This window comes from Salibacterium lacus, assembly GCF_042684865.1.
Classification (GTDB): Bacteria; Bacillota; Bacilli; order Bacillales; family Marinococcaceae; genus Salibacterium; species Salibacterium lacus.
Window position 1 is genome coordinate 224,079 of sequence record NZ_JBHUML010000005.1, and the last position, 25,248, is coordinate 249,326.

Consider the following 25,248-nt stretch of genomic DNA (forward strand, 5'->3'; position numbering starts at 1 on the left):
AACACAGCCCTCCGCTTTTTTCTTCAGAGAACAAGGAAATGGTTCACCTTTCCTCATCGAGAAATATGTGTTTAGCCGTCACGTTGGCATAGTATAATCCAAACAAATATAAATAAATGAATATATTGGAAGACGTATAGTAAATATATATGCCAATCGCTGCAAGAATAACCGTTATGATATTTATTGTATGTTTTATCATTCTTTCCAACACCTTAAACATCCATGATAAGAATGGTGATGATGGTAACAAAAATCCCCAACGCCATATACAGAATCATCTCTTTCCATTGTTTTTTTCTGTAGGACAGAAAAATTAATACAACAGATGTCATGAAATAAATGATATTCATCGTAACGTAATCCTGAGTCTCCTCCATCTGACCAGCGGAAGAATAGAGAGCTGTATAACCTATAAGAACTTGAGTGACAAACAGTAAGAAAAAAAGAAACATAGCAGTACTCCTATATATCAAAGTTGGCGGTTTAAACCGCCAACTTACATTTTATCAAATTGGTAGTACTAGTGTAATAGTTTTTGCAATGATATCTGCTGCCCATTTAGGGATTGCAGAAGTATCAGTTATTGCGTTAGAAATAGCTTCTTCAACACTCTCTACAATCCCTACATAGTGTTCCATTGCATTTATAATACTAACAATTGACACTGTTTCTTTCCAATTTTCTTTCACTTTGTCTTTGACAAATGGAATTTTTTCAATTCCATCATCTATTGCGTGGTCAATTTTAATTTTATTCTTTTTCATGTAATCTATAGCTGCTTTAACAGCTATACTGCCTTTACTTTTAGGCTCAATTTGTGGAGGCTCTTTTTCAGCTTGAATGTGTGAATTTAATTCTTCAAATGATTTTTCAGCTTCGAGTGCATCTTCTTTAGTCATACCTAAAGAAATTGCTTTGTCCACATTGAATTCAAAACCAGAGTAGTTAGTTTCAAGACTCATTGAAACAATTTCTTCTTTTGAATAATCCATAGATGCATTTTGTGCAGCTGACACAGTAGGAGTCAAAACGGACAGCATCATGACAAAAATCATAAAGGATACGGCCAATCTCTTACTGAACAATGTTTTAAAGATAACAAATCCCTCCTTTATTTTTTACATTTAAATCCTATCAAAGAATTTTATTACTTTCAATACATTTAATAGAATATTATTGTTTTTTTACAAACTATATATGATTTATGATAGTACTCTGATCTGCAGTTGGCTCCGGCTCCCTATGCCGCCTCGGTCTCCGTATTCCGCTTTTATTCCTTCACAACACAAACAACAAGATACATACCAATCCCAATACCAGCGTCAACAGGGTCGTCACCGGGTATCTTGCATCCCGGAGGAAGATCTGCTCCATCACAGCCTGGTAGAGAAGCAGCACGGTCAGAAATCCTGTCCAGAATCCAGGACTTTCCCGTCCGGGCTCAGACTGCAGGACAGTGAAAACAATCACAATTCCCACCGCTGCTATAATGCCGATTCCTGTCAGATAAATCATTTTCCCTGACGTCTCTTTTATTTTTCTACGTTCTTTTCCTATCATCATTCGGCCAAGTATTTCATACACGACGGCCATCACGCCGAGGACCACGGTGATTCCCATAGATTACTCCCCTCTCCTGCGTTTCCGCGGACTTTCCTGCTGTTATGTATTCTCGGAATCTTTTATTGTATCGTTCTCCGCACGTGTGTCACTGTCGAATACGTCACCATAGTGATCCCGGGGCCTCTCCGGAATGCCAAGTTCTTTTTTGATAATACCAATCTCTTCAATAATAATCCTTGTGTTGATCCAGGCGGCGATGGATCCGGTAATAGCAAGAATGGCAACCATCGTAATGATCACATGGAACATAATATCCCCGCCCTCCTTTTAAACAGTTACAGAACGAAAAACAGAATGTACACAAGCGCCGCAGCCAGGGTCAAAAGCGTGACGATGTAATACCTCGGGTCCGGAAGATACAATCGCTCCATCAGTGCCTGATACAGCATAACGCTGATCATAAGAAGCGTCCCGAATGCGATATCTGCTTTCGCTTCCATAGCAGCAAAGACAACTAAGCCCGTAATCACCAGTACGGTGATGCCCGTATAATAGATGGTTTTTCCGTCTGTATCACCGACATTTTCTCTATCTTTTCCCATTACGGCCCGGGCCAGTGTCTGATGGACAATTGGAACTATCGTGATAAGCAGGCTCCAGGTCATACCAATCCTTCCTTTTCCATACGGATTCCATATTTCATTATTTCAGCAGATGGCTGGAAATTCAATATCTATGTGGAAAAGGAAAAATTCGTGGAAGAAAAACACATGTGCCATTCATTCCTAATACATTTCGTTTGAAATTTTGTTGTAGGGTGGTAAATTAGTTTGGTCCTCAGTAAATAATTTACTGAAAATCACCAATGAACAGCAATCGGAATCAGCTGGATGGGTGTAATGATTGCATTAGCCAATTTCCAAAATAAGTTCAATACGTGGAATGGTGCAGATAATTCTACTATTAAACGGGTGAATGAAGATATTGCGACAGATATGCAGCGAAATGTTAAACCGCTCCAGCTGCCGCAGCTGTTTGGCATTTTAGGAATTGGGATGGCAGGTTCTTATATCATTCGTGTACTTGCAGGTATGGACTTTATTCCAAAAAGTGATATTATGAGCACGTCCACCTGGTCGTTTATTATCATTACGGCTGTTGGAATCGCTCTTTCCTTCACAAAAGTAAGAAACCTCGAATACTACGGGGCCAGTAAGATCGGTTATTTAGGAATATTTTTATACTTACCCGGTATCGGGGCACAGGCGAATTTAGCAGATATTGTGCAGTCCCCGCAATTCCTGCTGATGGGCGTAGTTTGGTTGTCCATCCATATCCTTTGCATCTTTGGTGCTGCCAGATTATTAAAAGCCCCGCTCTTCTTCGTGGCTGTCGGATCCCAGGGGAATATCGGCGGAACCAGTTCTGCCCCGATTGTGGCTTCGGTCTTCCAGCCGGCGTTGGCGCCTATTGGACTACTCATGGGTATTTTAGGTAACGTTGTCGGAATCTATGCCTATGCCGCCTTACTATGTGGACAGCTCGCACGCATGGTCGCAGGAGGCTAGGCAGAAAGCCGCCAGCTTATCGAGTGATTCAGCCGATCACTAACAAAATGATCCCGTAATCATGGAGACGGCCATGATTACGGGATCGTTTTTTACGGCTTGGTCACGATAACATGAAACACATGACACCCTCCCCTATTTCACCTTCTCCCAAGGAAAACTCCTGTCTGCAAAGAAGAATCCGGCCTTAGCGAAGGGCGTCATCCATACCAAACAGCAGTCCCATGATCATAGGCACCAGTAAATAATAGAGACCCAGGAGGAAAGGAGACCCGATTCCTATATATTTTTTCTTCTCCGGCTCCCCTCGGAAAAGGGCTGTAAGTCCACTTATAAATCCCAAAACCATCAAAAATAAACCTAACTTAAACAACCATTCTATCAGAAAGGCGGTTAAACCTTGTGGTACATCCGGCGCTGCGTAGCTGAGCATATAAAAAAAGAAACCCGTTATGCTTGTTAAAGCAGCCCAGAAGCTGTACGTTTTACTGCCTATCATCCCATTATCCCTTCCCCAATCCGCAGAATGTACACCAGACCGGTGGCATATGTCAGCAGGCTGAAAGTATTCCCCGCCGTCTGCTTTTCTTTCCCTGCCAATACACGGCCCATACCCTTGTGCACCGCCGTCCTAACCGTAAACATCCGTGTCAGATTCATGCGTTTTATTCTTTTTCATATAGTGGTTTCTTCCAATTGTTTCAACCCTTCCGGTAACAGTCAATGACCATTCTGAGGTTCCATGACTGCTGTTGGGAAAGGGTGCGGGGGGGCCTGCGGTTATACCTCTATATCGTATTCCATTCTCTTCGCTGTTTGTTTCGCAGCCGGTTTCCCGATAAGGCGGGACACCACATGAAAAGACATATTTATTCCTGCTGAAATACCGCCGGACGTAATAACAGATCCTTCATCCACGTACTTCACGTCACGCACGACCGATACGGCAGGAAACTCTTTTTCCAACCTGGCTGCGTCCATCCAGTGTGTGGTGGCCCTTTTCCCATCCAGAATTCCCGCTTTGGCAAGAAGAAACGCTCCTGTGCAGACCGATATCATCATTTCTGTCTTGGATCGCTGCTGCTGGATCCATTTGATCACGTTGGGGTTATCGATTTCAATCGCTTCCGCCCCGTATCCTCCGGGTATAGTGACAATATCGAAGGCAGGGTGATGGTCAAAACTGTAATCCGGCGTCACCTTCAATCCGTTTCTGGCGGAAATCATGCCACCGTCTTCCGAAACAGTTTTCACGTCAAATGCGTTACGATCAGAATCAGCGAAAGCCGCCAGCGAAAAAACTTCAAACGGCCCGGCAACATCCAGTACTTCCACCTCGTTAAACACAAAAATGCCTACCGTACGTTTCAACATTTTCATCCTCCCAGGTCTATGTCTGCTGGTCCTCTGACAATGTAGTGATAATCGGGCCTTCCTTCGTAAGAATAATGGTGTGTTCGTACTGGGCTACAAAGCTTTCATCTGTTAAAAACGTCCATCCATCGTTCGATTGATACACTTCTTCTTCATCCGTCGAAATAAAGGGCTCAAACGCGATAACCATGCCGTTTGTTAACAATTCGTCATCCCAGCGCGAGAAGAAATTAAAAATGTGCTCCGGTTCCTCATGAATCGAGCCGCCGACACCGTGTCCGGTCAGGTTTTTAATAACGGTGAAACCCTGCTGCCTCGCTGTTTTGTTGACCATTCTTCCAAGCCCGCTTTTTTTCGAACCTGGTTTTGCCCTCTCCAGTCCCGCGTCAAAAGCTTCCCGGGCCGTTTTACATAGCTGATGCAGCGTCTCATCGCCTTCTCCGACGACAAAAGAAACACCGGTATCCGCGAAGTACCCGTTTTTCGAACCGGAAATATCGACATTTACCAAGTCACCTTCCTGAATCACCCGTTTCCCCGGAATGCCGTGCGCCACTTCTTTGTTCACGCTGATGCACCCGTACCCCGGAAAATCATATATTTCTTTCGGGGCCGAATGAGCTCCTTCTTTTTCAAACATCTCCCCGGCTACGTCATCCAGCTCTTTTGTCGTCACACCAGGTGTGGCCCGCGAAACAAGTTCATCGCGGATTTTCCCGCAGATGCGGCCGATTTCTTTCAGTCCATTAACATCCTCTTCTGTCTTCGCAATCATTTGTTACCCCCGCTTTTCCTGTATCTTCAGAGTCGTACTCTCTTTCATCTCCCTTATTTTTTCCAAAAAAATTTTTGAAATGTGGTTGATGATCGTACCAGGGAGATCTCTTTATACAGTATAACGCACCACTGCCTCACAAGCATGCTATGCCGCTTCTTTCTATACTTTCTTCCCTCACTGCCTCCTCTTGATATCCACAAATCTGTACCGTCGTTCTTTTTTTGCCTGCGGGAATGGATGAGCAACGGCCAAAGGTATTTACCAGCCAAACGTAGATGGGTACGAGCCGAATCCCTCCATTTACATGCCAAATGAACAGCAATACGATCCGAGTCGTACGTTACCGGCTGAACGCGGCCTGTTACATGCCGAACAGAGCGATTTACATGCCAAACAAGCAGGTTTACATGCGGAGTAACATTGTCTCCCTATTTATTTCGCTTCTATTTCAATAGGATCCACCCGCAATTCGCTTTGGGCGGCGTTTTTAGGTATCTCTCCCATATCATCTGTGACAGCCTCTTCATTCCCTTTTCCTTCTATATACTCACCATTTACCTTGAGAGAAGTCGTGGAGGCCGATACGTGCTGCGTTCCCGATTTTTGGACGTCAAAGGTTTTTTCCGCTTTCATCTTACCGCCGGGCTGCAGGGTGGATTGTATTCCTATATCGTTATATTCATTCGCTCCCTCTTCCCCGGAATAAGACATCCTTATAATAGGTTTGCCGTGATAAAGGTCAATCTCCTCGTTGCCGTGATACGTTAACACAGCTTCCACCTGCATCGACCCTCCCACTTCCACGGGAGCGGGAGCACCACTTCCAGTGAAAAATCGGAAACTTCCACGCTGCTTGTTTTCCTTTCTTGAACACTGTCCTGCTCTGATTCTTTTTAATTACTGCATCCGGTAATAAGCAGCCCCATGCATAGGGATATGATATACGTTTTACTCTTCATGTTTTCTCCTTTTTCTATAATAGAATGCGATGCCTGCGGCAAGAAGCAATAATGGTACGAGGACCGAGGACAGGCCGATGAGAAAGACGGCGATGCCGGATGCGGCGCTGACGATTCCGTTCAATGTCTTCGTGAACAGCTGCTGGGATTTTTCCCATGTGTTCAGATCTCCTCCGCTCTGCAGCGAAGCGGCTCCGCGTTCGTGCAGGGTGATGTCGACGGTAGCGTAGTTGGCGTGGTTCTCGAGGTAGTTCATTTCGCCTTTAAGCTGCTCGATTTCCTCCTGCACGGCGGACAGGTCTTCCGAGATCTGCAGGAGCGCGTCGGTGTTCCCGGCTTCTTCCATAAATGCTGTCAGCCGCTCTTCCTGGGTTTCTTTGGAGCGAAGGCGTGATTCGAGATCCACGTACTGTTCGGTGACATCTTCCCCTTTAGTGGAGCGGTTCAGCACGGTGGTACCTGCCTCTTCTGCCGCGGTCATAAACGAGGAGAACTGCTCCTGCGGAATGCGCACCGAAAGCGAACCAGTCCGCTCATTTCCCTCCCCGCTTTCCACACTCGATTCAACGATGTAGCCACCCATGTTCTCCACCTGGGTCTCGATGGCCGAGCGCGATTCGTCGTAGTTTTCGACTTCAAGCGAAAGCGTTCCGTTGTAAATCACCATCCGGTCGGACGTTTTTGTGTCGGTTGCGGCTCCTTCCTGCTCTCCGCCGCTGCCGGTGTTGTCTGCTGAAGAGCTTCCTGCTGCCTCTCCGCCCGCTTCCTCTGTGGCAGCCGAGTCCCCCGCCGCGTCGCTTGAAGACTGCGATGCCTCGTCTGATCCGGATTCACCGTTATTGCTGCAGGCGGCTGCGAGGAGCACCATCATTATAATCAGCACCATCTGTATTCCCTTTCTCAATCAAGACCCTCCCTCGATTTCTTTTTCTGACCTGTTCGTCGTGATGAACGAGCTAGGTGTTTCTTTTTTCTGAAAAAAGTTTGTAACATTTCCTCTCGAAAAGATGGATGCTTGCTGCATTTTTCGTGATGATGGATATAGAGAGAGGAGAGAGTTCATGAGACAGAAGTTGATGGTGATCGGAACCGGTATGAGCAGTCTGCGCCTGATGGAGACCGTGGCGGCTGAAGCGCCGGGGGCGTATGAGATTCATGCGTTTGGCGAGGAGCCGTTTCTGCCGTACAACCGGATTAAGCTGTCGAGCTATCTCCAGCAGGAGCATGGGGAGGGCACGTTGTATCCTCATGGAACGGAGTGGTATGAGAAAAACGGCATCGTGCTGCATGCGGGCAAATGCGTGACAGCTGTTGAGCCACAAAAACAGTGTCTCTGGACGGAAAACGGAGAGCGCTGGGATTTCGACAAGTTGGTTATTGCTTCCGGGGCCTCGCCGGCACGTTTGAATATCCCCGGGGACGGCAGAGAAAATGTGCACGTTTTCCGGACACTTGAGGATGCCCGCAGGCTGAAAGAAACCGCCGCTTCAAAAGGCAGAGCGGTTATTGTCGGGGGTGGATTTCTCGGGCTTGAAGCCGCGTACGGCATGGCAAAAGCGGGCACGGCGGTGGAGGTCGTGCAGCGGGCAGACACGCTTTTGAATCCGCAGCTTGATGACACGGCGTCCCGTTACCTGCAGCGGGAACTGGAGAAATACGGGATCTCGTTTCATTTCAACACGTCCGTCCGGGAAGTGACCGGAGAAAGCGCGGCGGACGGAGTGATTCTTGAAAACGGAACGGAGCTGTCCGCGGAAGCTGTGCTGTTTGCCGCCGGTATCCGTCCGAACACCGGCATTGCCGAAACAGGGGGAATCGAGACGCGGCGCGGGATTGTTGTTGATGATTTTATGCAGACGAGCGCGCCTGGAGTATATGCCGTTGGAGAATGCGCGGAGCACCGCGGCAGAACGTACGGCCTGGTGCCGCCTGTGTATGAACAGGCGCGCACTGCCGCCCTTCACCTCTGCGGCAGTGCTCCCGCTCCCTACCAGGGGTCTGCTTCCTACAGCCATCTGAAGATTGCCGGCATCGATCTGTTTACCGCCGGTTCCATAGAAGAAACGACAGACAGCCACGTGCTCAAGCAGGCGGACAGCACGAGGCCGCTGTATCAGAAAGTCGTCATGACGCGCGACATGATCCAGGGCGCCGTGCTGTTCGGCGACACCGCCACCGCCGACGATATCTCGAACCGGATCCGGAATCAAAAGCCCCTTTCCGTATCGGAGAAAAAATATCTGTTTTCCGGCGAAGGGAAAACGCAGAAGCTCGTGCAGTGCGCAGCAGAAACGACCATTTGCAAGTGCAATCAGGTGAACAAGCAGACGATTCTGCGCCATATTGCCGTCACCGACGAGGCGAGCGCCGCCACGATTCAGGAGGACACCCGGGCTTCCACGTCCTGCGGCGGCTGCGCCAACGATGTGAAAGGCCTGCTGCAGGTGTTTGATCAGTGCCGGAATCAGGCGGCTCCAAACGTGTTCTGTTCCTGTACGGAGATTGAAGAAGAAGAGGTGCGGCACCGGATTTTCTCCGGAACATGGCAGTCCGCCGAAGACGTGTACCAGTCGCCGGAATGGAACGACAGCGGCTGTGACACCTGCCGTCCGGCGCTTTTGTATTACTTTTCCCTGACCGGCCGCGCGGAATGGGAGAAAGCGCCGTGGATCCACGCAGAGAAGGACGGAAGCTATAGTGTCATCTCCCTGCCGCTTCATACCGGAGAGGCCTCGGAGGCGATGCGGCGCTGGATGGAAACCGAGCAGGAGATTCCCGGTTCCCGGCTGACGTTTGAAGCGGGATCCCGTCTTCGTCTTTCCGGGATTCCGGAAAACGATGTGACGGGCGTCTGCCAAAAGACAGCCGTCCCGCGCTTCGTCCAGCCCGGTGCCCATCTCCTTCCGTTCACATTGGAAGCGGCGCAGCAGCAGATGATGCTGGCAGATCTGGAAGAGAAGCTTTTTCCCGTATCGTTTCCGGCGTCCTTCACCATCCGGAGCACGTCTGCTTTTTCAGAGGAGCTGCCCCGGTACGAACTGGCGCTTCTCTGGCAGGACAACAGGTGGGAAATGCACGCGGAAGGCGACGGCGGCCGGATGATTATCTATGCCGGACAGGGGCCTGAGCTGGAAGAGATGTTGAAAGCTGTGCTGCAGTACTACCGAGAAACCGCGTTTTTTAGAGAAACGTTTGCCGACTGGGTCCTCCGGCTTTCTCCGGCAGTCATCCGGGAAACGCTGCTCGACGAAGACAGCACCCCGCTTGCCGGGATGCTGGAGACCCATATGAACGCCGCGGCACCGGAAAACACCGTGTTGCAATCGTAATTTCTCAGTACGTCAGAAGGAGGAAAACAGATGAGTGAACAGATGCTGGCGACATTCCGGCAGCGGCAGCAGACCGCGGCTGAAGAAACGGTTTATCATACCCAGTGCCCGTTCTGCAGTATGCAGTGTAAAAAGAAAGTGCTGGAGGAAAAGCAGGGCTCGCGTCTTCGGTACCGCACGATTGGTGTCGATAATCCGACGACGAAAGGACGGCTCTGCGTCAAAGGCAAAAACGCCTACCAGCATGCGGTTCACCCGGAACGAATCACCTCGCCGCTGATCAAGGTGGACGGCGCATTTCAGAAAGCGGACTGGGACGAGGCCCTTGCCGTCATTCAGGAAAATCTGGAGAAGATTCAGGACACGGGAGGCAGAGATGCTGTGTCGTTGTACGGCGGCGGATCCCTCACGAACGAAGAATCGTACCTGCTCGGCAAACTCGCCCGCGTCGGACTCGGCACGAAATACGTCGACTATAACGGTCGTTTCTGTATGTCCTCGGCTGCATCCGCCGGCACAAAAACGTTCGGCGTTGACCGAGGTTTCACAAACCGCATAGACCAAATTCCGGACGCCAAATGCATCATCCTCGCCGGCACGAATGTGGCGGAATGTCAGCCTACGTTCGTTCCTTACCTTGAAGAAGCCAGACAGAACGGCTGTTTTCTGATCGTAATCGATCCGCGGGAAACGGACACCGCCGCCATGGCCGATCTTCATTTAAAAGTAAAACCCGGACAGGATAAACAGCTGGCGCGTCTGATGGAGCGGTATATCGTTGAGAATGAGCTTCACGACGAAGCTTTCTGCCGGGAACGCACGAATGGATATGAAGAACTGCTGCAGCAGCTTGAAGACGCGGAGCTGGATGCGGGAGAAACCGGGCTTCGGCTTGAGGACATTGAAGAAGCGGCCTACCGCTTTGCTTTTGCCCCCACCGGCATGATCATGACGGCGCGCGGCATCGAGCAGCAGGTCGACGGCCACGATACGGTGCGTCACTTTCTGCATCTGCTTCTTCTCACCGGCAACATCGGGAAATACGCGTCCGGCTACGGCGCGATCACCGGGCAGGCAAACGGTCAGGGAGGCCGCGAACACGGCCAGAAAGCAGACCAGCTCCCGGGCTACCGCTCGATTGAAAACCCCGAGCACCGCCGCTGGATCGCGGATGTGTGGGGGGTGCAGGAGTCAGATCTGCCGGGAAAAGGCGTTTCCGCTTATGAAATGATGGAGCGGATGGATGAGGGAGAAATTCAGGCTTTGATCCTGATCGGCTCCAATCCGGTCATCTCCAACCCAAACGCCAACCTTGTGCACCGCGCCTTTTCTTCCGTGCCGTTCATGGTGGCAGCGGAGATGTTTATGACCGAATCGGCCGCCTATGCCGATGTGGTTTTGCCGACAAGTTCGTATCTCGAAGATGAAGGAACGCTGACGAATGTGGAAGGCCGCGTCACACTCCGGGAAGCGTCGCGGGAACTGCCGGGACAGTGCCGTCACGACTGGCAGATCATGATGGCTGTGGCAGAGGTGATGGGAAAAGCAGACTATTTTGCCTACGAAAAGGCCGAGGATATTTTCAACGAACTCCGGCTCGCCTCCCGCGGCGGCAAGGCCGATTACTACGGAATTTCGTATGAACGGATCCGGCGGCAGTCCGGCGTCTTCTGGCCCTGTCCGTCCGAATACGCAGACGAAGTGGAAACGCTGTTTGCCGACACCTTTGCGACGGCCGACGGACGCGCGCAGTTTCTCACCGAACCAACAGCGGTGGAAGGGGCGAAAGAAACCATCGATGCGGCGTACCCGCTTTATCTCACGACCGGGCGCACAATGAGCCATTACCTCACCGGCGAACAAACAAGGCGGAGTTTCCGGCTCGCCGCCCGGGAATTTGAATCGTACGTTGAAGTCCATCCGGACACGGCGCGGGAACACGGGGTGCGGAGCGGCGAACTCGTCACGCTCGCCTCCCGCCGCGGCACCGCCGTTCTGCGCTGCGTCGTGTCGGACGAGGTCCGGCGCGACACGCTGTTCGCCCCGATGCACTGGGGCGGGCGCCAGAACATCAACCGCCTCATCGACCGCACCCTCGACCCTGCCTGCCGCATGCCCGGCTTCAAACGCGCCGCCGTCTCCCTGCACGCTGCTGCCGCCGGAGATTAGGGTAGTCTACGGTGCACCATGCCAGCCGCTGGATGACATTGTTACCGTTAGATGCGGGCTAAAAGACACATTGTTGTGCCGAGAGGTAAAAAGTGTACCTTAGCGCCGAGCTAAGGTACACTTTAGGTCGTCAAGGAGGCAAATGTGTCGGTTAGAGGGAAGGTAAAAGACACAATCCAGTTCTGGAATGGCTGAAGGGCACTTTAGAGTGGAGCCGGAGGACACTTTTTGCTGTCCGGCCTGGAAGTGTGTCGGTTAGAGACATTTTGCGCGGCGGAATGTCTCTAAAACGGGGTTACGGACACTTTCATCGGTTTTTCCATAATATATGTCCAGTAAAATAATGTACTGGACATATCAGGTATGAAAATGTCTGTAAAAATAAGGTTAGAGCCATTTTGGCATCCAATGTGTCCGTACATCAGTTCATGTCTAAGGGGCATATTTATTGGAGACCCTCTTCTTTTAAACTGCTGGACGATTCGTCGATTAATAGAGAGTCCAGTTCTGATAGGGATTTTTCAAAGGTTTGAAGGAGACGGCCTTTGTCAATTTCATTGGGGTTACTCATATCCCTTCTTTTATAATGAAAGGATTCATCAAAGGAACTCATTGCCTTCTGGAGAACCTCGAGCTTTTCAGCATCCATGTTATCCACAGATTGCTGTATCAAATTTCTCCCATTAGCCCACATGTCATTTATCGTATGATAAGCGTTCTTCTGATCTTGATTTAGGTGAGCTATCTGTTTTTCCGGGAGCCAAAACCATCCTGTCGCCTCCGTAGATGTTGTGTATTGCAAAGAGAGCACAAAATGCCCCGCCCATTCGGTCCATGCTACATAATCCGCATGGACCATGTTGACGGTTGATTCCTGTACACTTTCATTTTGTATTTGTGTTATCAGCTCTTCTATAGATTGGATGGTTTGTTGTGTCTCATGTTTACGCAGCAAATAATTTGTCATGACCTCGCTATTGTCCTGAAAATGATTCATACGGTTCGTCTGATGGTTGATGTGTACCTGCTGCACCACATTAAACACGATAGAAACGATACATATAATAAGCAAAATAATCGTCACCCGGGAGTATTTTTTTATGAAGGTTTTCATATTGGTTTCCTTTCTGAACATATCCTCCGGCGAAGTACAAGAGGATGAACATAAACTATCAACCATGATAACAAGCAGGACTTGATTTGTTCTACGGCTTATGGTGTAAAAATTATGTAAAGACATAGAAATTTTCCTATCCAAACATAAACGCCCGACTGCGGCGCCGCTTTTTCCGCTTCTTTGCCTTACGTTTTCGGTGTACGGAATGATGGATGTCAGCCGGGGGTTAAGTGACACAATGTGGTATCGTAGTCGAAAAAGCGTCGGGTAGTGGGAAGGTAAGCGTCATACTCCAGTTCTAGAATGGCTGAAGGGCACTTTAGAGTCGAGCTGGAAGATACATGCTGCTTTCCGGGCGGGGAGTGTGTCGGTTAGAGACATTTTGCGCGGCGGAATGTCTCTAAAATGGGGGTTACGGACACTTTCCTCGTTTTTTCTATCGAAGATGTCCAGTAAATAAATGTACTGGACATTTCGATCAGCAATATGTCTTCAAAACTCCGGTTAGAGCCATGTTGGCATGTAAAATGTCCGTAACCGCAGGAGAGTACAGGAAAAAACAGCCGTATGTTACCCCGGCATCAAGCAGAACAGCAGCCTGCGGGTGACATTGTGACCATCAGCCGGCGTCTAAGGGACACAATCCAGTGCCGGATTGCTTAAAGTGCATCTTAGAGTCGCGCTTAAATACACTTTTCACCTTCCGGGCGGCCATTGTGCCGGGTAGAAACTTTTCTGCCTATTGGTTCTACCGGATCATATCCGCCGGCGGCTGGGATTGTTCGGCTTCTTTGCGGATTCTTGCCGGTGTCTTTGTCACGTACGTCCCGGCGATAAAGTCGTGGATCGCTTTGCGGTCTTCGCGGAGCCCAACCATAAACGCGCTCACGATGAGGCCGATGCCGATTGTAAATACGTAGATTAACCATGCCACGATTTCACGCATCACCATCGTGATAAGTGTCACATCCTCACCGGAGTCTTTTACAATGCGGATCCCAACAAGCCACTTGCCGATTACGTAGCCGTGCCAGAACACCGGCACCAGAACAAGATATAACAGGCTGAACAAATCGGTGATATTCCATGCTTCCCGGTAAAACTCCCCGTATATCAGCCATGTCATCATGCTGAACACAGCCCCGAGAATCAAGGAATCAAGAAGAATGGCCCCCAGTCTGATCCAGAATCCCGCTCGTTCGTCCATATCTATCATCCCTTCTGTTTCTCTATTATGTAATCTTTTGTTTTAAACCTTGCTGCTTCACATAGAGGCGGACATCTGTGTTTTTGCATTATTTTTCACGGATAAACTCTTCTTATTGTTTCAATATTCTGGTGTTCCTTCAATGATTTTATTTGATAAATGTTGAATGTATTCGAAACAAACCATCCTTTTCTAACGTAGAACGAGGTAGAATGGTGTATGAAAGGAGTCGAAGCAATGTATTCGTCCAAAATTGAGCAGTACACCGATTATTATGACACGTTGAAAAAGGCGCTGCGCTGGAAAGTGTTCGATAACCTTGTGGTGATGACGACGGCGTCGATGTATGTGATGAACAACCGGGAGCTGGATATCGGGCGGTTTCTTGATCTGGCAGAGCGGCTGAAAGACCGGGGCGGTATTTTTTCATCGATGAAGTCCCACCAGCGCTTCACGATGGCGGGAATGCTGGATGTGACGATGGATGATCCACAAGCAGCGGTGCCGGAGCTTTTCCGGATTTATCAGATTCTGAAGGAGAAAAATTTCAAAAGCGGGGCTCCCACGTACATGGCAGCGTTTACGGTGATGAAAAACGACGCGCCGGCTGAAGGTACCGCGGAGCGGACGATGGATCTTTTTCAGAAAATGAAAAAAGAGCATCCGATGCTGACCGATGCGAATGATTATCCGCTCGCCGTGCTGCTGGCGATGGAAGAAGAAAACGATATGGCAGCGCGTGTGGAGACCTGTTATGATGCGCTGAAGCGGGAAGGGCTGACGTCCGGCAATCATCTGCAGTTTCTCAGTCATATTCTCACGCTCGGAAGCGGCGGGCAGCCGCAGCAGGCCGCGGGTCGTGCGGCAGAGGTGCTTGATAAGTGGAAACGGACGGGGTTGAAGGCGAAATCGATGTATTATCCGGTCATCGGGATGATGGCGCTGCTGCCGGAGGAAAGCCTCGATCTCGAAACGGTCCATGATACGGCGGAACAGCTGAACCGGACGAAAGCGTTCAAGTGGAGCAAAGATATGAATATTTTAGCTGCTGCGTCGTTCTTTGTGAGTGACCACCTCGAAGAAGGCGGTCTCGCAGAAACGAGCCTGAACACTTCCGTGGAAGCCATCATCCAGGCGCAGCAGACCGCGATGATAGCAGCGGTTTCTGCCGGTGTCGCAGCCTCGTCCGCTGCGAATGCGGGGAATTAACTTCCCTGCAGGACCAGGCAGGTTGTGGACACTTAGATTTCGAAAGTGTCTCGAATCGCAGTTTTACAGACAGATGGATCGCTGATATCTCCAAAAGTGTCCAGTAAAAATTTTTACCGGACACTTTTATGGAAAAACCGATGATGGTGTCTGAAAACCTCACTTTAGAGACACCCTGCCGGTGGAAATGTCCATAACCTGTACGTTTCACACCTTCCAGCCCCACTCTAATCTAAGATGCACTTAGGGCATTCCGGATCTGGATTGTGTCTTGTAGACTCCGTGTAACATCCACAACCCCGGGCGCCGGACAGCATGGTGGCGCGCATCCCGCTTGCCTTCCTTCATTGTTTTCTGGAGAAATAAAGGCTGCCGTTCTGCTCCATCTCGGCATAAAACACATCCGACACGCCCTCCAGCCCGCCGCGTTTCATCTGATCGAGTACTTCTTCGTGGGAGAGCGCCAGTTTTTCCATATTGGCTCTGTTCCAGCGTCCATCGGAAATGATTTCGGTCGGGAGCATGGGGAATTTGGTGGAACCGGCGGTGCGCTCCGCATCTTTTTTCTTCATGACGGACAGGTTGCCGTCGGTTTCGAAAACAGCATAGGCGACTTCCGACACCGCAAACGCGTTTTTCTGCCGCAGCATGGCTTTCAGCGCATTCACATCAAGACGGGCACGGCGCAGCGCATGCTCCATGATCTCCCCTTGATGAACCAGTATGACGGGCTCCCCTTCCATGATACGGCGTGCTTGGCGGGAGCGCAGATCCATCACACCGAACAGAATCGTCAAGATGGACCATACGACAAGCGCGGTCATCCCGTTCGTCAGACTGAACGTGTCACTGGCGATGAGATCGGCGGCAATGGAGCCAATGGCAATGCCGGATATGAAATTGAAAAAAGTAAGCTGCCGCAGTTCCTTGCGCCCCATGATCCGCGTCAGAACAAGCAGGGCGGAAAACGCAAGCACCACACGCAGCAGAAGTTCTGGCATCGACACTATAACCGCTCCTTTTTCTGCTTAGTCTGGCTGAAAGCAAGGTAAACCATACACCCAAACCGTTTGGATGCCAACATGGCTCTAACCCGACGTTTACAGACATTTTAATGGCTGATATGTCCAGTAAACATTTTTACTGGACATATTTTATAGAAAAACCGGAAAAAGTGTCCGTAACCCCCATGTTAGAAACATTCTGCCGCCCAAAATGGCTCTAACCGACACAATCTCCGCCCCGCCGGCAAAGTGTGTCCTCCAATCCCGCTCTAAAATGCCCTTCAGCCATTCCGGAACTGGATTGTGTCTTTTAGACTCCGGCTAACATCCACAATCCCGGCTGCCCGAAAAGATTGTGACTCCTACAACGCCGCACCCCTTCCCAGCAGCCCCAAAACCTCATAAAAAGACTGCTCCGTCCGCCGGCAGGCCCGTTTCTCCATCAAGCGAGGTATTTCCATCTTATAAAAAAGGTTTCGATTATCTTGTTTTGATAATCGAAACCTTTTTTTAACATTGTTCACTTGTATCCCAAACTCCTGACTTTTTCTACACATCTTTACACAGAATGATGATATAGTTACCTATTCGAGCGTTCCCGTACCTTCTAATTCACTCATATCCAGAGCATTATCAACCGCCTCTTGGGGAACTTCTATATCATCAATGTCATTAAATTGAGAAAGGGTAAAAGAAGCAGATTGAGAGAAGCTCATTGTCTCTCCTCCTTCTTCCACCTCCATGTCAATATCGATATCCATGTCTTCGGTAAAGAAAGTGTCTTTGTTAATAGATACTACATAATTCAACGTTTCAATATTCATGGCCTCCATCATTTGCTCCACTTCGCCTGCTTGTGCCTCTGTGTTTGTTCCCATTGTTGCAAACTCTTTTCCTATCTCTAACAGATCATCCCCAGAACCGTCTACACTCAACACGTAACGATCTTCTTCCTCTTCCACTGAAATATTTTCTGTGCTTTGTTTTATGAGTTCCAACTGTTCTTCCGTTGACACTCCCGTTGTTTGTGTTAATTGGTCTATACCTGTGAAGTCTTCCCCGGCTTTTAACCATTGGTCCTCCTCGGCCATGTACATATAAAGTGTTCCTTCTTCATCTAAATATTGTTCCATACTCATACTTCCAGCTCCCATTGGATTTGGAGCATTTATGTCTTGGTGAATCTTGTATGGATCTTCACTAATATCTGCAGATAGTTCTAAATCCATTGGCATTTCTTCTTCCCCGGCTGTAATTGTTTGTTCCATCTTTCCTTCCATGTGATAACCGTTCACATCGTTCATCGCATCAGTCGACTTCGTAATAATCTCTTCAACAGACAACTCTTCCTCTTCTGCTTCACTGGTTTCACTATCAGTATCGGTTTCCTCTGTTTCTTCAGTCTGCTCTGCCCCTGCATTCTCTTCTGTTTCGTCTTCCCCGCAAGCGGTTAACACCCATGTACAAGCGCATGCTGCTAAACCCCACTTTAACTTTTTCATCTCTATTCCTCCTATACACATATGCACCATATTTGTTTTTATTTGTTATGTAAATAACGGTACATGTATGAAAAATTTATCCAAAGAAGATTTTATCCTTCTACACAAATCTTGTAAACCCAACAAAAGGTCCGATACAATGGATCTATGTTCATCGAATATACTTTAGTAGTTTTAAATTACATGATAAAAGATACATATAATTTAATACATAATATTCTTTTTTTTATAAATAATGTATCGTATCATGACATTTGTCGAAAGGAGCAGGATTATGAATTATGTGTACATAATTATTGGTATAGCCTCGTTTATAGGCATGTATTTATTTGTAGATTTCCTTATATCGTTACATGACATTTTTATTCTTTTTCCACTTATTCTATTACTATGGTGTATCATTTCTACAGTGATTAATTCTTCAAAGAAACGTAAAGATGAGGAAATAGAATCCTCTAAAGATGGAGAAGTTGCTGCGACAAAAAGGGAGGTGAAGGGAATTGGTGGTTGGTTAATAATAGTAATTATAATCCTGGGTATTAGTCTAATATATTCATCCTATATAGCCATTACGGATGGGAGAGTTATGTTGAATCCTGAAATGTGGCAGGAAATATCACAGCCTGATGGATTATTATACCATCCACTCAATGGATCTCTTATCATTTTTGAATTGATTTTTCATGTCATGTTGGTCGTATTCACTATTGTTCTAGTAGTACTACTGTTTATGAAAAAAAAGATATTTCCCCGACTAATGATAATCTTTCTATTGAGCCGTTTCATTATTGGGGGCATTTTAGCTTTTGCTTCTTATAACGTGTTAACGTCTATTCCTTATTATGAAATGAACCAACTAAAAACCGACTTGTATTCTTCCCTTGCAGGAGCAATAATAGGCTGTGGCATTTGGGTACCTTATTTTTTCGTATCTCAAAGAGTTAAAAATACGTTCGTCCAATAATATAAGGGAGATTATTAAAGCTTAGGCGGCGGCTTTGATGGTTTTAGTCGTATTGGCGGAGGAGGTTACTAAGTACAATAACCTTAATAGTTATACGGCAGATCGTTATCGTGGTCTGCCCTTTTTCATTATTTAATTTGGTTTGGTTATTCAGTCCTTCGATAGGACCGTTGATAGAGCCAAAGGGGAAACTGTTTAAAACCTTCGTCTGCCAGTTCTTAAGGGTTTGGGCAGCCTTTTTTAGTACGAAATTGTTTTAAAATCCCAACATTTATTGTAGAGCCTTTCTATGAATGAAAAGGGCTGCTCCATCTCTGGAACAGCCCTTTTGTGTGCGCCTAATCACCCATTATTCTAAAATCAGATGGTCCATTCATCATTCACAAGAGCCACAAGCTTCCATTCCCCGCTGTCGTCCTGTTTCATGACAACATTCAGAGCCGACCAGTTCATGCCCGCGCTTTCACCGGAGCCTTCCACGTAAAATTCAACGACCGTGGCATCCGGGAAGGTCTCCTGAATGTTGGGCAGCATGTTGCCGCGCTGCGATGTTTCTCCCACGTTGATTTCATCGGGGTCGCTCAGCCCGGGGTCGTAGATATACTCTTCGTAATACGAACTCGGGGTCATCTCGATCGGACGGCCGCTTCCGTCCTGCGTGCCCCACACGTACTGCTGTTCACTTTGAAAAAAGCTTTCGATGTCTTCCGCCTGAAAGACCTGGGCCTCGTTTTCGTCCACATGAATATACGGGGAAAAGAGCACCCCTTCTTCCGGATGGACGAGCTCGGAAAGCCGGGTCAGATCCTGGCTGATCAAATAATCCACGACGGACTGCGCGGCGGCGGCCACGTCCTGCTCCCCTTCGCCGGCGTTATCTTCCGCGGTATTGCCGCTGTCGAGTTCGTTCGTTTCGATCTCATCGACGATCCACTGGTTGCCGTCATAGACGGCGTTATAAATCATTTCGACGTGTCCTAGCATTTCGTTATCACGTTCCTGCACAATCCGGACGTGATCCCGGGCTTCCTCCTCCAGAGCAAACGACTGGTCTTCCTGAAGCCATGTCGGAGCATCTTTGGCAATCACGTAAATGCCATCGTCCTCTTCCCTGAAATAAGAATCGGTCATCCACTCGGCCAGATCCGTCGACATCACCTCCTCGAAATGCTGCTGCACCTCATCCAGTGTTTGATACGACTCGACGCGCTGGCTGTCGGTGTCATTAATCAGGGTTTCAAACGATTCCCTGTACGCGCTCATGACCTCAAGCGCCCGCTCTTCGGTAAGTTCCGGCGGGGCCTCTTCTTCCGACTGTGACGGCGCTTCCTGCACTCCGCCATCCGGAGTCTCCTGCTCTTCATCACCCGGAGCCGTACCTGAGCCTTCCGATCCTGGAGCGGTGCCCTGTTGACTCATGACGAGAAGGGCCGCAATGCCGGCTGCCGCAAGGGTCCCGCCAAACGTATAGATCCGCTTCCAGGACGTTTTTTTCTTCGATTTTCTTTCCACGCCCTGAATAATCTCGTCCGGCGAGACCGAGGGCGGCATGTTTTTATAGCCTTCTTCAAGCTCTTTCATGCGCTCTTCAAACGACTTACTCATCAGACACTCCCTCCTTTTCCATCAGGTATTTCAATTTCTTTCTGGCCCGCATCACCTGGGATTTCACGCCGGACTCGGACGTTCCGGTCACTTGACTGATTTCAGCGTACGTCTGATGGTGAAAATAATGAAGCACCAGCGGCACACGGTATTTTTCATCGAGTCCCTGAATCAACTCATGCAGCTCCATCGCTTCTTCGCTCACGTTCAGCGTGTCATACGCATGATCCGGCGTCGTTTCTTTTACTTTCTCGACTTTCCGACGCTGCCGTTTCTGCTTACGCATCATGTCCCTTGCGGTGTTGAGCGTAATCGAATACAGCCACGTCGTGAACGTGCCGCCCGAAAAACGGCCGATCGAACGGTACACTTTCAGAAAAACTTCCTGGGTCACGTCATCTATCTCATCGGGTTGCACTCCAATCTGGTAAGCGAACCGCTGCACCGTCTGATAATACGTGTGCACGACATCGTGAAAGGCTTCCTTGTTTCCGCTGCGGGCAAGTTCCACCGATTCTTCACCGGTCATGACTCTCCCCCCTTTATTTTCTTGTTCTACCTATGTAACGACACGAGAGCGGAAATGGTCCCATCTTTTTTTACTTTCTGTATCTGTAAAAAAAGGGACCCGTTCCTGTACGGGCCCCTGTCTGTGCGGTGAATCGCTTCGTATTACGATGTTTTTGTGAAAGAGGGTAGTTCTTCCACCCCGGCGGTGCGGGCATACGTGAAAAGCTGTCCTTTGTGATGGATTTCATGGTCAATGGCATTCGTTAAAAAGAAATGGCCGGGCTCGTTCATACCCATTATATCAAACGTCTGCTGCAGATCGTCGTCGGATAGCGCCTGGAGCTTTGCATCGGTTTTTGCCGTATAGTCTTTCACATGTTCGAGTACGTCATGCATGGTCTCGAATGAAGGGGTATCCGCCATTTCCGGGGAACCGCCGCTGACGAGTTCTGCGAACATGTGCGTGGAAGCTGCTGTATGGGCGGCGAGCTTTCCGAACGTCATCGCACCGTCCCAGGGAGCAAAGTTCACATGTTCATCTGCGGATGCTTCCACCAGTTCTTCCAGTACGCTGCGGTGCCTCATCCACCTTGCTCTGATTGCTTCTGCCTGACTCATCGGTCAATCCTCTCCTTTGGTTTCGTGCGGTATGATGTTCGTTCCCCTTCTTATGTTCCACTTTGTATCCGCAGAAAAACGTCCTCTTTGCGCTTTGTTGTATTGGTTTTCTTTCTCGTTTGAATCACATCGTACTTAAAATCCGGCAAAGTGAAGCATGTATCCGCCGGCGATGCCGAGGAGGACGATCATCCAGGCGGGGGTTTTCCAGACGTTTAACAGGGCAAATAGGACGAGCCCGAGGGCGAAGTCGGCGGTGTTAAAAATGGAGCTCTGCACGACGGGGTCGTAAAAGGCGGCGATCAGGATGCCGACGACTCCTGCATTGACTCCCATCAAAACGGCCTGGAAGGAGGCGCGCCGGCGCAGTTCGTTTAGAAATGGCAGCGCGGCGGTGATGAGCAGAAAGGATGGCAGAAAGATGGCGATGGTCGCTGTCACCGCGCCTCCGATGCCCTGCATCATCGTGCCGAGGTAGCTGGAAAAGGTGAACAGCGGTCCCGGTACGGCCTGCGCCATGCCGTAGCCTGCGAGAAATTGGTCGGCGGAGAGCAGTCCCTGCGGCACGAGTTCGCGTTCGATCATCGGCAGGACGACGTGACCGCCGCCGAATACGAGCGCGCCGACGCGGAAGAAGATATCAAAGATGCGTACGAGCGGGTTTTCCACGGCAGCGGCGAGTACCGGCAGCAGGACAAGAAGGGCCGCCAGAATGCCGAGTGAGGTCACGCCTGCTTTTTTTGAAAGTCCTGTCTCAAACGTTTCCAGGTTGGTTTCGGCTTTGTTTTTAAATAACGTCCAGCCTGTGATGCCGGCTGCAGCGATGACGAGAAGCTGCACCCAGGCGGTGGGAAACAACAGCATCACGACCGCTGCAGCTACCGCCATCGCGCGCCGCACGCCGTCCGGTGCCAGTTTTGCCCCCATGCCGAGAAGGGCATGCAGTACCACTGCCGCCGCGACTACTTTCAGGCTTTGAATGAAAACGGCGTCCTCGAGCGAAAAGGTTTGGTATAAAAGCGCAAACACGACGAGTACGATGACCGAAGGCAGCGTAAAGCCGAGCCACGATACAACCCCTCCAAAGAAGCCGCCGCGGAGCATCCCGATTGAGATGCCGACCTGACTGCTCGCCGGGCCGGGAAGAAACTGACAGACCGCAATTAAATCGGCATACGTTTTATCATTCAGCCATTTTTTCCGGTCGATGTATTCGTCTTTAAAATAAGCCAGATGCGCCACCGGCCCGCCAAACGACGTCAGTCCCAGTTTCACGGACGTCAGCAGGATTTCAAGCAGCACAAAAAACCGGTTTTTCTCTCTCATTCTCTTCTCTCCCATCACTTGATTTCTTTGAATAGTTCATACGCTTTCGCGCGAGCTTCTTTCATGACTTCGACCCCGTGCCCGGTGGCTCCGTAGTATTTGCGGATATGGCCCTCCACCTTGACTTCTTCTTTGTATAAAAGACCGTCCGCTTCCATCTGGTGCAGCATCGGATACAGGGTGCCCGCGCTGATGTCATAACCGTGTTCCCGCAGTTCCTCGAGCATCCACGATCCATAAATCCCTTCTTTATCGGCGTGGTAAAGGATATGGATATGGATGAAACCGAGAAACAGTTTCCGTAAAATTTTGTTATCCAATCTGTCATCCCCTTTTGATATCGGAATCCGATATCGTATTTCGATATCAGTGTATAACTTTCCTTTTTTATTGTAAAGATGTTATAATACGTTCATTTCTGCGGGCTGTAAGCAACCGTTCCGGAATGCTTATATTGGCGTCCCGGCACCGTTTCTGTTATGGTTAAAAGCAGAAAAAACAGGGAAACTTTGTGGAAGGGGTGAAGACGTATGGCAGATGAACAGAAAAAGGAAAACGAGGAATTCGAAAACCTGGAAGAAGAAACAGAGCCGGATAAACTGCCGGTTGAAGACGAAGAAGAACAGGACGAAGAATCGGAGGAATCCGAAGAAGATAAGGATGAGGACAAGGACGAGGAAGATGAGGAAAGTGAAAAACAATCGTCCGGACCGGATGTCGGCAAGTCTCTGTTCACTATCGGACAGCAGGTATCCTATAAAAACAAGGCGTGCACGGTAATTAACGAATACGAGCGCAGCCTTTGTATCGAATATAATCATTTCCCATTTGCAGATGAAAACGAAGAAGACTTCCCGTACCGCCGGGAAATCATCCGTAAAGGCGAAGCCGAAGCACCGGTGGAATAACCTTTCCGGGGTAAAATCAGCATATGATGGAAAAGGCCGGGCGATTTTCATCAATCGCCCGGCCTTTTCGTTTTTTCCCGCGGATTAGTGCTTAGCAGGAGAAACTGCCGCATAAATCCGTTCATAGTGACGTTTGGCACACCCGATTCCTGCTGAACGTCATTATGAAGTCCGCATAACGACGTTGGAATGAAAATGTGGTGCCTGAACGTCAGTAACACCCTATCACTCTACGCCGTCCGTTTTCTCCTCCATAAGGATAATTCCAGAACGAGCAGGCAGACGACGAGCCAAGAGAGACCGAGGGCGAAGCCGCCGATCACATCGGTAATATAGTGAACGTTCAGGTAGACGCGGCTGAATCCGATCAGCAGGGTAAGCAGCACAAGGGCGCCATTGAGCAGCCATTTCGCGGTGCCGGACATCGAACTGCGGAACACCAGGTAAACGATAAACCCGTAGAATACAATCGGTCCGGTGGAATGGCCGCTTGGAAAGCTGAAGCCTGTCCCGTCATGCTGCTGCAGCACGTCGGGGCGCTGCCGTTCAAAGGTGAGCTTCAGCGTTTTGGTCAGGATGCTGATGCCGATCATCGCCACGGCAAAATAAAGAAGGCGCCACCATTTCCGCCGGTACGCGAAAAATATGCAGACCGCAAGCAGAATCGAACCCGCTGTGAGCCAGGGGACCGATCCAATTTCGGTAATGACCGCCATGGCTGTGTCCAGCCATCCAGTTTGCATGGAAGCCACAGCATCCGCCGTCCTTCGGTCCAGCGCGAATTTCTCCTGCTCTGCCACCTCATCAGCAAGTTCGACAAAGATGTAAAACGAGACGCCGATCACAATCAGCGCCAGCGCGAGATACAAAAGAGCCTGCACGCCTCGTTTTGGAAACTGGTTGGAAGTAAAGGACAATACCATACCGTTCCTTTCTCTGGATAACTAGTGTACCGTTTTATTTTCCGCCTGCCCCGGGATTTCTGTTATTTACCTCATCCACCGGCAGCAAATCGAAAATCTCTCCGGATTCCATGGCGCCGACGAGTTTTTGCAGCCAGTAACAGTATTTTTCATACTCGTTCAGCTGCTCGAGGTCTTTTTCCGCCCGTCCCCGCAGATGTTCCTCTATGTTTCCTTCGTCCAGCACATCCTGCAGTTCTTTTTGCGCCTCATGGATGGCAAACAGGTTCAGCTCCGCTTCTCTTTTCCATTTATTCCCGAAGAAACGGGTGAAATAATTAAAAAAGTCTTTCTCCGCTGTGAAATGGTCTTTGCGCGACCCTCTCTGCCAGGTTTTACGTACAATCTGGATGTCCTGCAGATTGCGGACCGCTGTGCTCATGCTCGGTTTGGTCATCCCGAGTTCATCTTTCATTTCATCCAGCGTCATCGAATCATGTTTGAAGTACATCGTGGCGTAAAGACGGCCGATGGACGGGGTGATGCCATACAAATCCATGGTTTCGGCGATGGCACTGATCACTTCATTTTCGGCGTCTTGTACTTTTGATTCCGCGGATTGTTGTCTCACTC

General features: G+C 49.2%; 27 protein-coding genes and 1 pseudogene. 6 read left to right on the forward strand and 22 right to left on the reverse strand.

What is annotated here, in order from left to right; translation table 11 throughout:
* Positions 1-215 precede the first annotated feature (215 nt).
* The 5 genes from ACFSUB_RS14225 to ACFSUB_RS14245 all read right to left on the reverse strand — a co-directional run bounded on the left by ACFSUB_RS14225 (position 216) and on the right by ACFSUB_RS14245 (position 2,231).
* The gene (locus ACFSUB_RS14225; protein ID WP_380713925.1) at positions 216-455 is read right to left on the reverse strand and encodes a hypothetical protein; all 240 of its coding nucleotides are present in this window, start codon (positions 453-455) and stop codon (positions 216-218) included.
* 54 nt (positions 456-509) lie between these two features.
* Positions 510-1,058: a hypothetical protein gene (locus ACFSUB_RS14230; RefSeq protein WP_380713926.1), complete on the reverse strand. Its 549-nt coding sequence runs from the start codon at positions 1,056-1,058 to the stop codon at positions 510-512.
* Positions 1,059-1,281: 223 nt separating this feature from the next.
* A complete protein-coding gene (locus ACFSUB_RS14235; RefSeq protein ID WP_380713927.1) occupies positions 1,282-1,623 on the reverse strand; it encodes a hypothetical protein in 342 nt (113 codons plus the stop codon).
* 42 nt (positions 1,624-1,665) lie between these two features.
* Complete coding sequence (locus ACFSUB_RS14240) at positions 1,666-1,875, reverse strand: hypothetical protein (RefSeq protein WP_380713928.1); 210 nt, start codon at positions 1,873-1,875, stop codon at positions 1,666-1,668.
* Between the two features lie 26 nt (positions 1,876-1,901).
* On the reverse strand, positions 1,902-2,231 hold the full coding sequence (locus tag ACFSUB_RS14245) for a hypothetical protein (protein ID WP_380713929.1): 330 nt from the start codon (positions 2,229-2,231) through the stop codon (positions 1,902-1,904).
* Positions 2,232-2,456: 225 nt separating this feature from the next.
* Between ACFSUB_RS14245 and ACFSUB_RS14250 the strand changes: the two genes are divergently transcribed.
* A complete protein-coding gene (locus tag ACFSUB_RS14250; protein ID WP_380713930.1) occupies positions 2,457-3,134 on the forward strand; it encodes a DUF819 family protein in 678 nt (225 codons plus the stop codon).
* A gap of 187 nt (positions 3,135-3,321) precedes the next feature.
* Here the strand turns inward: ACFSUB_RS14250 and ACFSUB_RS14255 are convergent, their stop codons facing one another.
* The 5 genes from ACFSUB_RS14255 to ACFSUB_RS14275 all read right to left on the reverse strand — a co-directional run bounded on the left by ACFSUB_RS14255 (position 3,322) and on the right by ACFSUB_RS14275 (position 7,149).
* A complete protein-coding gene (locus ACFSUB_RS14255; RefSeq protein WP_380713931.1) occupies positions 3,322-3,633 on the reverse strand; it encodes a hypothetical protein in 312 nt (103 codons plus the stop codon).
* Positions 3,634-3,914: 281 nt separating this feature from the next.
* Positions 3,915-4,508 carry a DJ-1/PfpI family protein gene (locus tag ACFSUB_RS14260; protein WP_380713932.1) on the reverse strand — a complete coding sequence of 198 codons (594 nt, stop codon included), beginning with the start codon at positions 4,506-4,508 and terminating at the stop codon, positions 3,915-3,917.
* A gap of 16 nt (positions 4,509-4,524) precedes the next feature.
* The gene (gene map / locus ACFSUB_RS14265; protein ID WP_380713933.1) at positions 4,525-5,283 is read right to left on the reverse strand and encodes a type I methionyl aminopeptidase; all 759 of its coding nucleotides are present in this window, start codon (positions 5,281-5,283) and stop codon (positions 4,525-4,527) included.
* Between the two features lie 435 nt (positions 5,284-5,718).
* On the reverse strand, positions 5,719-6,072 hold the full coding sequence (locus ACFSUB_RS14270; protein WP_380713934.1) for a hypothetical protein: 354 nt from the start codon (positions 6,070-6,072) through the stop codon (positions 5,719-5,721).
* Between the two features lie 162 nt (positions 6,073-6,234).
* Positions 6,235-7,149, reverse strand: a complete 915-nt coding sequence (locus ACFSUB_RS14275) for a DUF4349 domain-containing protein (protein ID WP_380713935.1) — start codon at positions 7,147-7,149, stop codon at positions 6,235-6,237.
* Between the two features lie 157 nt (positions 7,150-7,306).
* Here ACFSUB_RS14275 and ACFSUB_RS14280 point away from each other — a divergent pair, with 157 nt between their 5' ends.
* Together ACFSUB_RS14280 and nasC are read left to right on the forward strand one after the other, a co-directional pair.
* Positions 7,307-9,574 (forward strand): FAD-dependent oxidoreductase, encoded by a 2,268-nt coding sequence (locus ACFSUB_RS14280; protein ID WP_380713936.1) that lies wholly within the window; start codon positions 7,307-7,309, stop codon positions 9,572-9,574.
* Positions 9,575-9,604: 30 nt separating this feature from the next.
* Positions 9,605-11,743: an assimilatory nitrate reductase catalytic subunit NasC gene (gene nasC, locus ACFSUB_RS14285; RefSeq protein WP_380713937.1), complete on the forward strand. Its 2,139-nt coding sequence runs from the start codon at positions 9,605-9,607 to the stop codon at positions 11,741-11,743.
* A 445-nt stretch (positions 11,744-12,188) separates the two neighbouring features.
* Here the strand turns inward: nasC and ACFSUB_RS14290 are convergent, their stop codons facing one another.
* Positions 12,189-12,983, reverse strand: a complete 795-nt coding sequence (locus ACFSUB_RS14290; RefSeq protein ID WP_380713938.1) for a hypothetical protein — start codon at positions 12,981-12,983, stop codon at positions 12,189-12,191.
* Between the two features lie 625 nt (positions 12,984-13,608).
* Positions 13,609-14,073 carry an RDD family protein gene (locus ACFSUB_RS14295; RefSeq protein ID WP_380714256.1) on the reverse strand — a complete coding sequence of 155 codons (465 nt, stop codon included), beginning with the start codon at positions 14,071-14,073 and terminating at the stop codon, positions 13,609-13,611.
* Between the two features lie 231 nt (positions 14,074-14,304).
* Between ACFSUB_RS14295 and ACFSUB_RS14300 the strand changes: the two genes are divergently transcribed.
* Positions 14,305-15,276 (forward strand): DUF4003 family protein, encoded by a 972-nt coding sequence (locus tag ACFSUB_RS14300; RefSeq protein WP_380713939.1) that lies wholly within the window; start codon positions 14,305-14,307, stop codon positions 15,274-15,276.
* 344 nt (positions 15,277-15,620) lie between these two features.
* On the opposite strand, the gene ACFSUB_RS14305 is transcribed toward ACFSUB_RS14300, so the two are convergent.
* Both ACFSUB_RS14305 and ACFSUB_RS14310 read right to left on the reverse strand, forming a co-directional pair.
* Positions 15,621-16,277 (reverse strand): DUF421 domain-containing protein, encoded by a 657-nt coding sequence (locus ACFSUB_RS14305; RefSeq protein WP_380714257.1) that lies wholly within the window; start codon positions 16,275-16,277, stop codon positions 15,621-15,623.
* Between the two features lie 587 nt (positions 16,278-16,864).
* Positions 16,865-17,782, reverse strand: a complete 918-nt coding sequence (locus tag ACFSUB_RS14310; RefSeq protein ID WP_380713940.1) for a DUF6612 family protein — start codon at positions 17,780-17,782, stop codon at positions 16,865-16,867.
* Positions 17,783-18,056: 274 nt separating this feature from the next.
* On the opposite strand from ACFSUB_RS14310, the gene ACFSUB_RS14315 reads away from it, so the two are divergent.
* Positions 18,057-18,746 carry a DUF2569 domain-containing protein gene (locus tag ACFSUB_RS14315; RefSeq protein ID WP_380713941.1) on the forward strand — a complete coding sequence of 230 codons (690 nt, stop codon included), beginning with the start codon at positions 18,057-18,059 and terminating at the stop codon, positions 18,744-18,746.
* Positions 18,747-18,879: 133 nt separating this feature from the next.
* Here the strand turns inward: ACFSUB_RS14315 and ACFSUB_RS14320 are convergent.
* From ACFSUB_RS14320 to ACFSUB_RS14345, 6 genes and pseudogenes are all read right to left on the reverse strand, one after another.
* A pseudogene (locus ACFSUB_RS14320) lies at positions 18,880-18,984 on the reverse strand (transposase); the annotation flags it as partial.
* A 122-nt stretch (positions 18,985-19,106) separates the two neighbouring features.
* Positions 19,107-20,351, reverse strand: coding sequence for a hypothetical protein (locus tag ACFSUB_RS14325; RefSeq protein WP_380713942.1), 1,245 nt, complete (start codon positions 20,349-20,351; stop codon positions 19,107-19,109).
* On the reverse strand, positions 20,344-20,880 hold the full coding sequence (locus tag ACFSUB_RS14330; RefSeq protein ID WP_380713943.1) for an RNA polymerase sigma factor: 537 nt from the start codon (positions 20,878-20,880) through the stop codon (positions 20,344-20,346). The genes ACFSUB_RS14325 and ACFSUB_RS14330 overlap by 8 nt, the downstream gene beginning before the upstream one ends.
* A gap of 143 nt (positions 20,881-21,023) precedes the next feature.
* Positions 21,024-21,479, reverse strand: a complete 456-nt coding sequence (locus ACFSUB_RS14335; RefSeq protein ID WP_380713944.1) for a DinB family protein — start codon at positions 21,477-21,479, stop codon at positions 21,024-21,026.
* A 135-nt stretch (positions 21,480-21,614) separates the two neighbouring features.
* Positions 21,615-22,805, reverse strand: a complete 1,191-nt coding sequence (gene chrA / locus ACFSUB_RS14340) for a chromate efflux transporter (protein ID WP_380713945.1) — start codon at positions 22,803-22,805, stop codon at positions 21,615-21,617.
* A gap of 14 nt (positions 22,806-22,819) precedes the next feature.
* Entirely contained in the window at positions 22,820-23,125 is a 306-nt protein-coding gene (locus ACFSUB_RS14345) for a PadR family transcriptional regulator (protein ID WP_380713946.1), read from the reverse strand.
* A gap of 210 nt (positions 23,126-23,335) precedes the next feature.
* On the opposite strand from ACFSUB_RS14345, the gene ACFSUB_RS14350 reads away from it, so the two are divergent.
* Positions 23,336-23,713, forward strand: a complete 378-nt coding sequence (locus ACFSUB_RS14350) for a hypothetical protein (RefSeq protein WP_380713947.1) — start codon at positions 23,336-23,338, stop codon at positions 23,711-23,713.
* Between the two features lie 230 nt (positions 23,714-23,943).
* Here the strand turns inward: ACFSUB_RS14350 and ACFSUB_RS14355 are convergent, their stop codons facing one another.
* Positions 23,944-24,636, reverse strand: coding sequence for a phosphatase PAP2 family protein (locus ACFSUB_RS14355; protein WP_380713948.1), 693 nt, complete (start codon positions 24,634-24,636; stop codon positions 23,944-23,946).
* A gap of 34 nt (positions 24,637-24,670) precedes the next feature.
* Positions 24,671-25,246, reverse strand: a complete 576-nt coding sequence (gene cudC / locus ACFSUB_RS14360; protein ID WP_380713949.1) for a choline uptake/conversion transcriptional regulator CudC — start codon at positions 25,244-25,246, stop codon at positions 24,671-24,673.
* Between the last annotated feature and the right edge of the window lie 2 nt (positions 25,247-25,248).

Excerpts from the sequence above, each read along its gene's own strand:
- ACFSUB_RS14330 (WP_380713943.1), bottom strand. The coding sequence starts at position 20,880 with ATGACCGGTGAAGAATCGGTGGAACTTGCCCGCAGCGGAAACAAGGAA.
- ACFSUB_RS14325 (WP_380713942.1), bottom strand. The coding sequence starts at position 20,351 with ATGAGTAAGTCGTTTGAAGAGCGCATGAAAGAGCTTGAAGAAGGCTAT.
- ACFSUB_RS14335 (WP_380713944.1), bottom strand. The coding sequence starts at position 21,479 with ATGAGTCAGGCAGAAGCAATCAGAGCAAGGTGGATGAGGCACCGCAGC.
- ACFSUB_RS14290 (WP_380713938.1), bottom strand. The coding sequence starts at position 12,983 with ATGTCTTTACATAATTTTTACACCATAAGCCGTAGAACAAATCAAGTC.
- ACFSUB_RS14260 (WP_380713932.1), bottom strand. The coding sequence starts at position 4,508 with ATGTTGAAACGTACGGTAGGCATTTTTGTGTTTAACGAGGTGGAAGTA.
- ACFSUB_RS14255 (WP_380713931.1), bottom strand. The coding sequence starts at position 3,633 with ATGATAGGCAGTAAAACGTACAGCTTCTGGGCTGCTTTAACAAGCATA.
- ACFSUB_RS14280 (WP_380713936.1), top strand. The coding sequence starts at position 7,307 with ATGAGACAGAAGTTGATGGTGATCGGAACCGGTATGAGCAGTCTGCGC.
- ACFSUB_RS14230 (WP_380713926.1), bottom strand. The coding sequence starts at position 1,058 with ATGATTTTTGTCATGATGCTGTCCGTTTTGACTCCTACTGTGTCAGCT.
- ACFSUB_RS14355 (WP_380713948.1), bottom strand. The coding sequence starts at position 24,636 with ATGGTATTGTCCTTTACTTCCAACCAGTTTCCAAAACGAGGCGTGCAG.
- ACFSUB_RS14315 (WP_380713941.1), top strand. The coding sequence starts at position 18,057 with ATGAATTATGTGTACATAATTATTGGTATAGCCTCGTTTATAGGCATG.
- ACFSUB_RS14235 (WP_380713927.1), bottom strand. The coding sequence starts at position 1,623 with ATGGGAATCACCGTGGTCCTCGGCGTGATGGCCGTCGTGTATGAAATA.
- ACFSUB_RS14350 (WP_380713947.1), top strand. The coding sequence starts at position 23,336 with ATGGCAGATGAACAGAAAAAGGAAAACGAGGAATTCGAAAACCTGGAA.
- ACFSUB_RS14245 (WP_380713929.1), bottom strand. The coding sequence starts at position 2,231 with ATGACCTGGAGCCTGCTTATCACGATAGTTCCAATTGTCCATCAGACA.
- nasC (WP_380713937.1), top strand. The coding sequence starts at position 9,605 with ATGAGTGAACAGATGCTGGCGACATTCCGGCAGCGGCAGCAGACCGCG.
- ACFSUB_RS14240 (WP_380713928.1), bottom strand. The coding sequence starts at position 1,875 with ATGTTCCATGTGATCATTACGATGGTTGCCATTCTTGCTATTACCGGA.
- ACFSUB_RS14310 (WP_380713940.1), bottom strand. The coding sequence starts at position 17,782 with ATGAAAAAGTTAAAGTGGGGTTTAGCAGCATGCGCTTGTACATGGGTG.
- ACFSUB_RS14225 (WP_380713925.1), bottom strand. The coding sequence starts at position 455 with ATGTTTCTTTTTTTCTTACTGTTTGTCACTCAAGTTCTTATAGGTTAT.
- ACFSUB_RS14250 (WP_380713930.1), top strand. The coding sequence starts at position 2,457 with ATGGGTGTAATGATTGCATTAGCCAATTTCCAAAATAAGTTCAATACG.
- ACFSUB_RS14305 (WP_380714257.1), bottom strand. The coding sequence starts at position 16,277 with ATGCCAGAACTTCTGCTGCGTGTGGTGCTTGCGTTTTCCGCCCTGCTT.
- chrA (WP_380713945.1), bottom strand. The coding sequence starts at position 22,805 with ATGAGAGAGAAAAACCGGTTTTTTGTGCTGCTTGAAATCCTGCTGACG.
- map (WP_380713933.1), bottom strand. The coding sequence starts at position 5,283 with ATGATTGCGAAGACAGAAGAGGATGTTAATGGACTGAAAGAAATCGGC.
- ACFSUB_RS14300 (WP_380713939.1), top strand. The coding sequence starts at position 14,305 with ATGTATTCGTCCAAAATTGAGCAGTACACCGATTATTATGACACGTTG.
- ACFSUB_RS14270 (WP_380713934.1), bottom strand. The coding sequence starts at position 6,072 with ATGCAGGTGGAAGCTGTGTTAACGTATCACGGCAACGAGGAGATTGAC.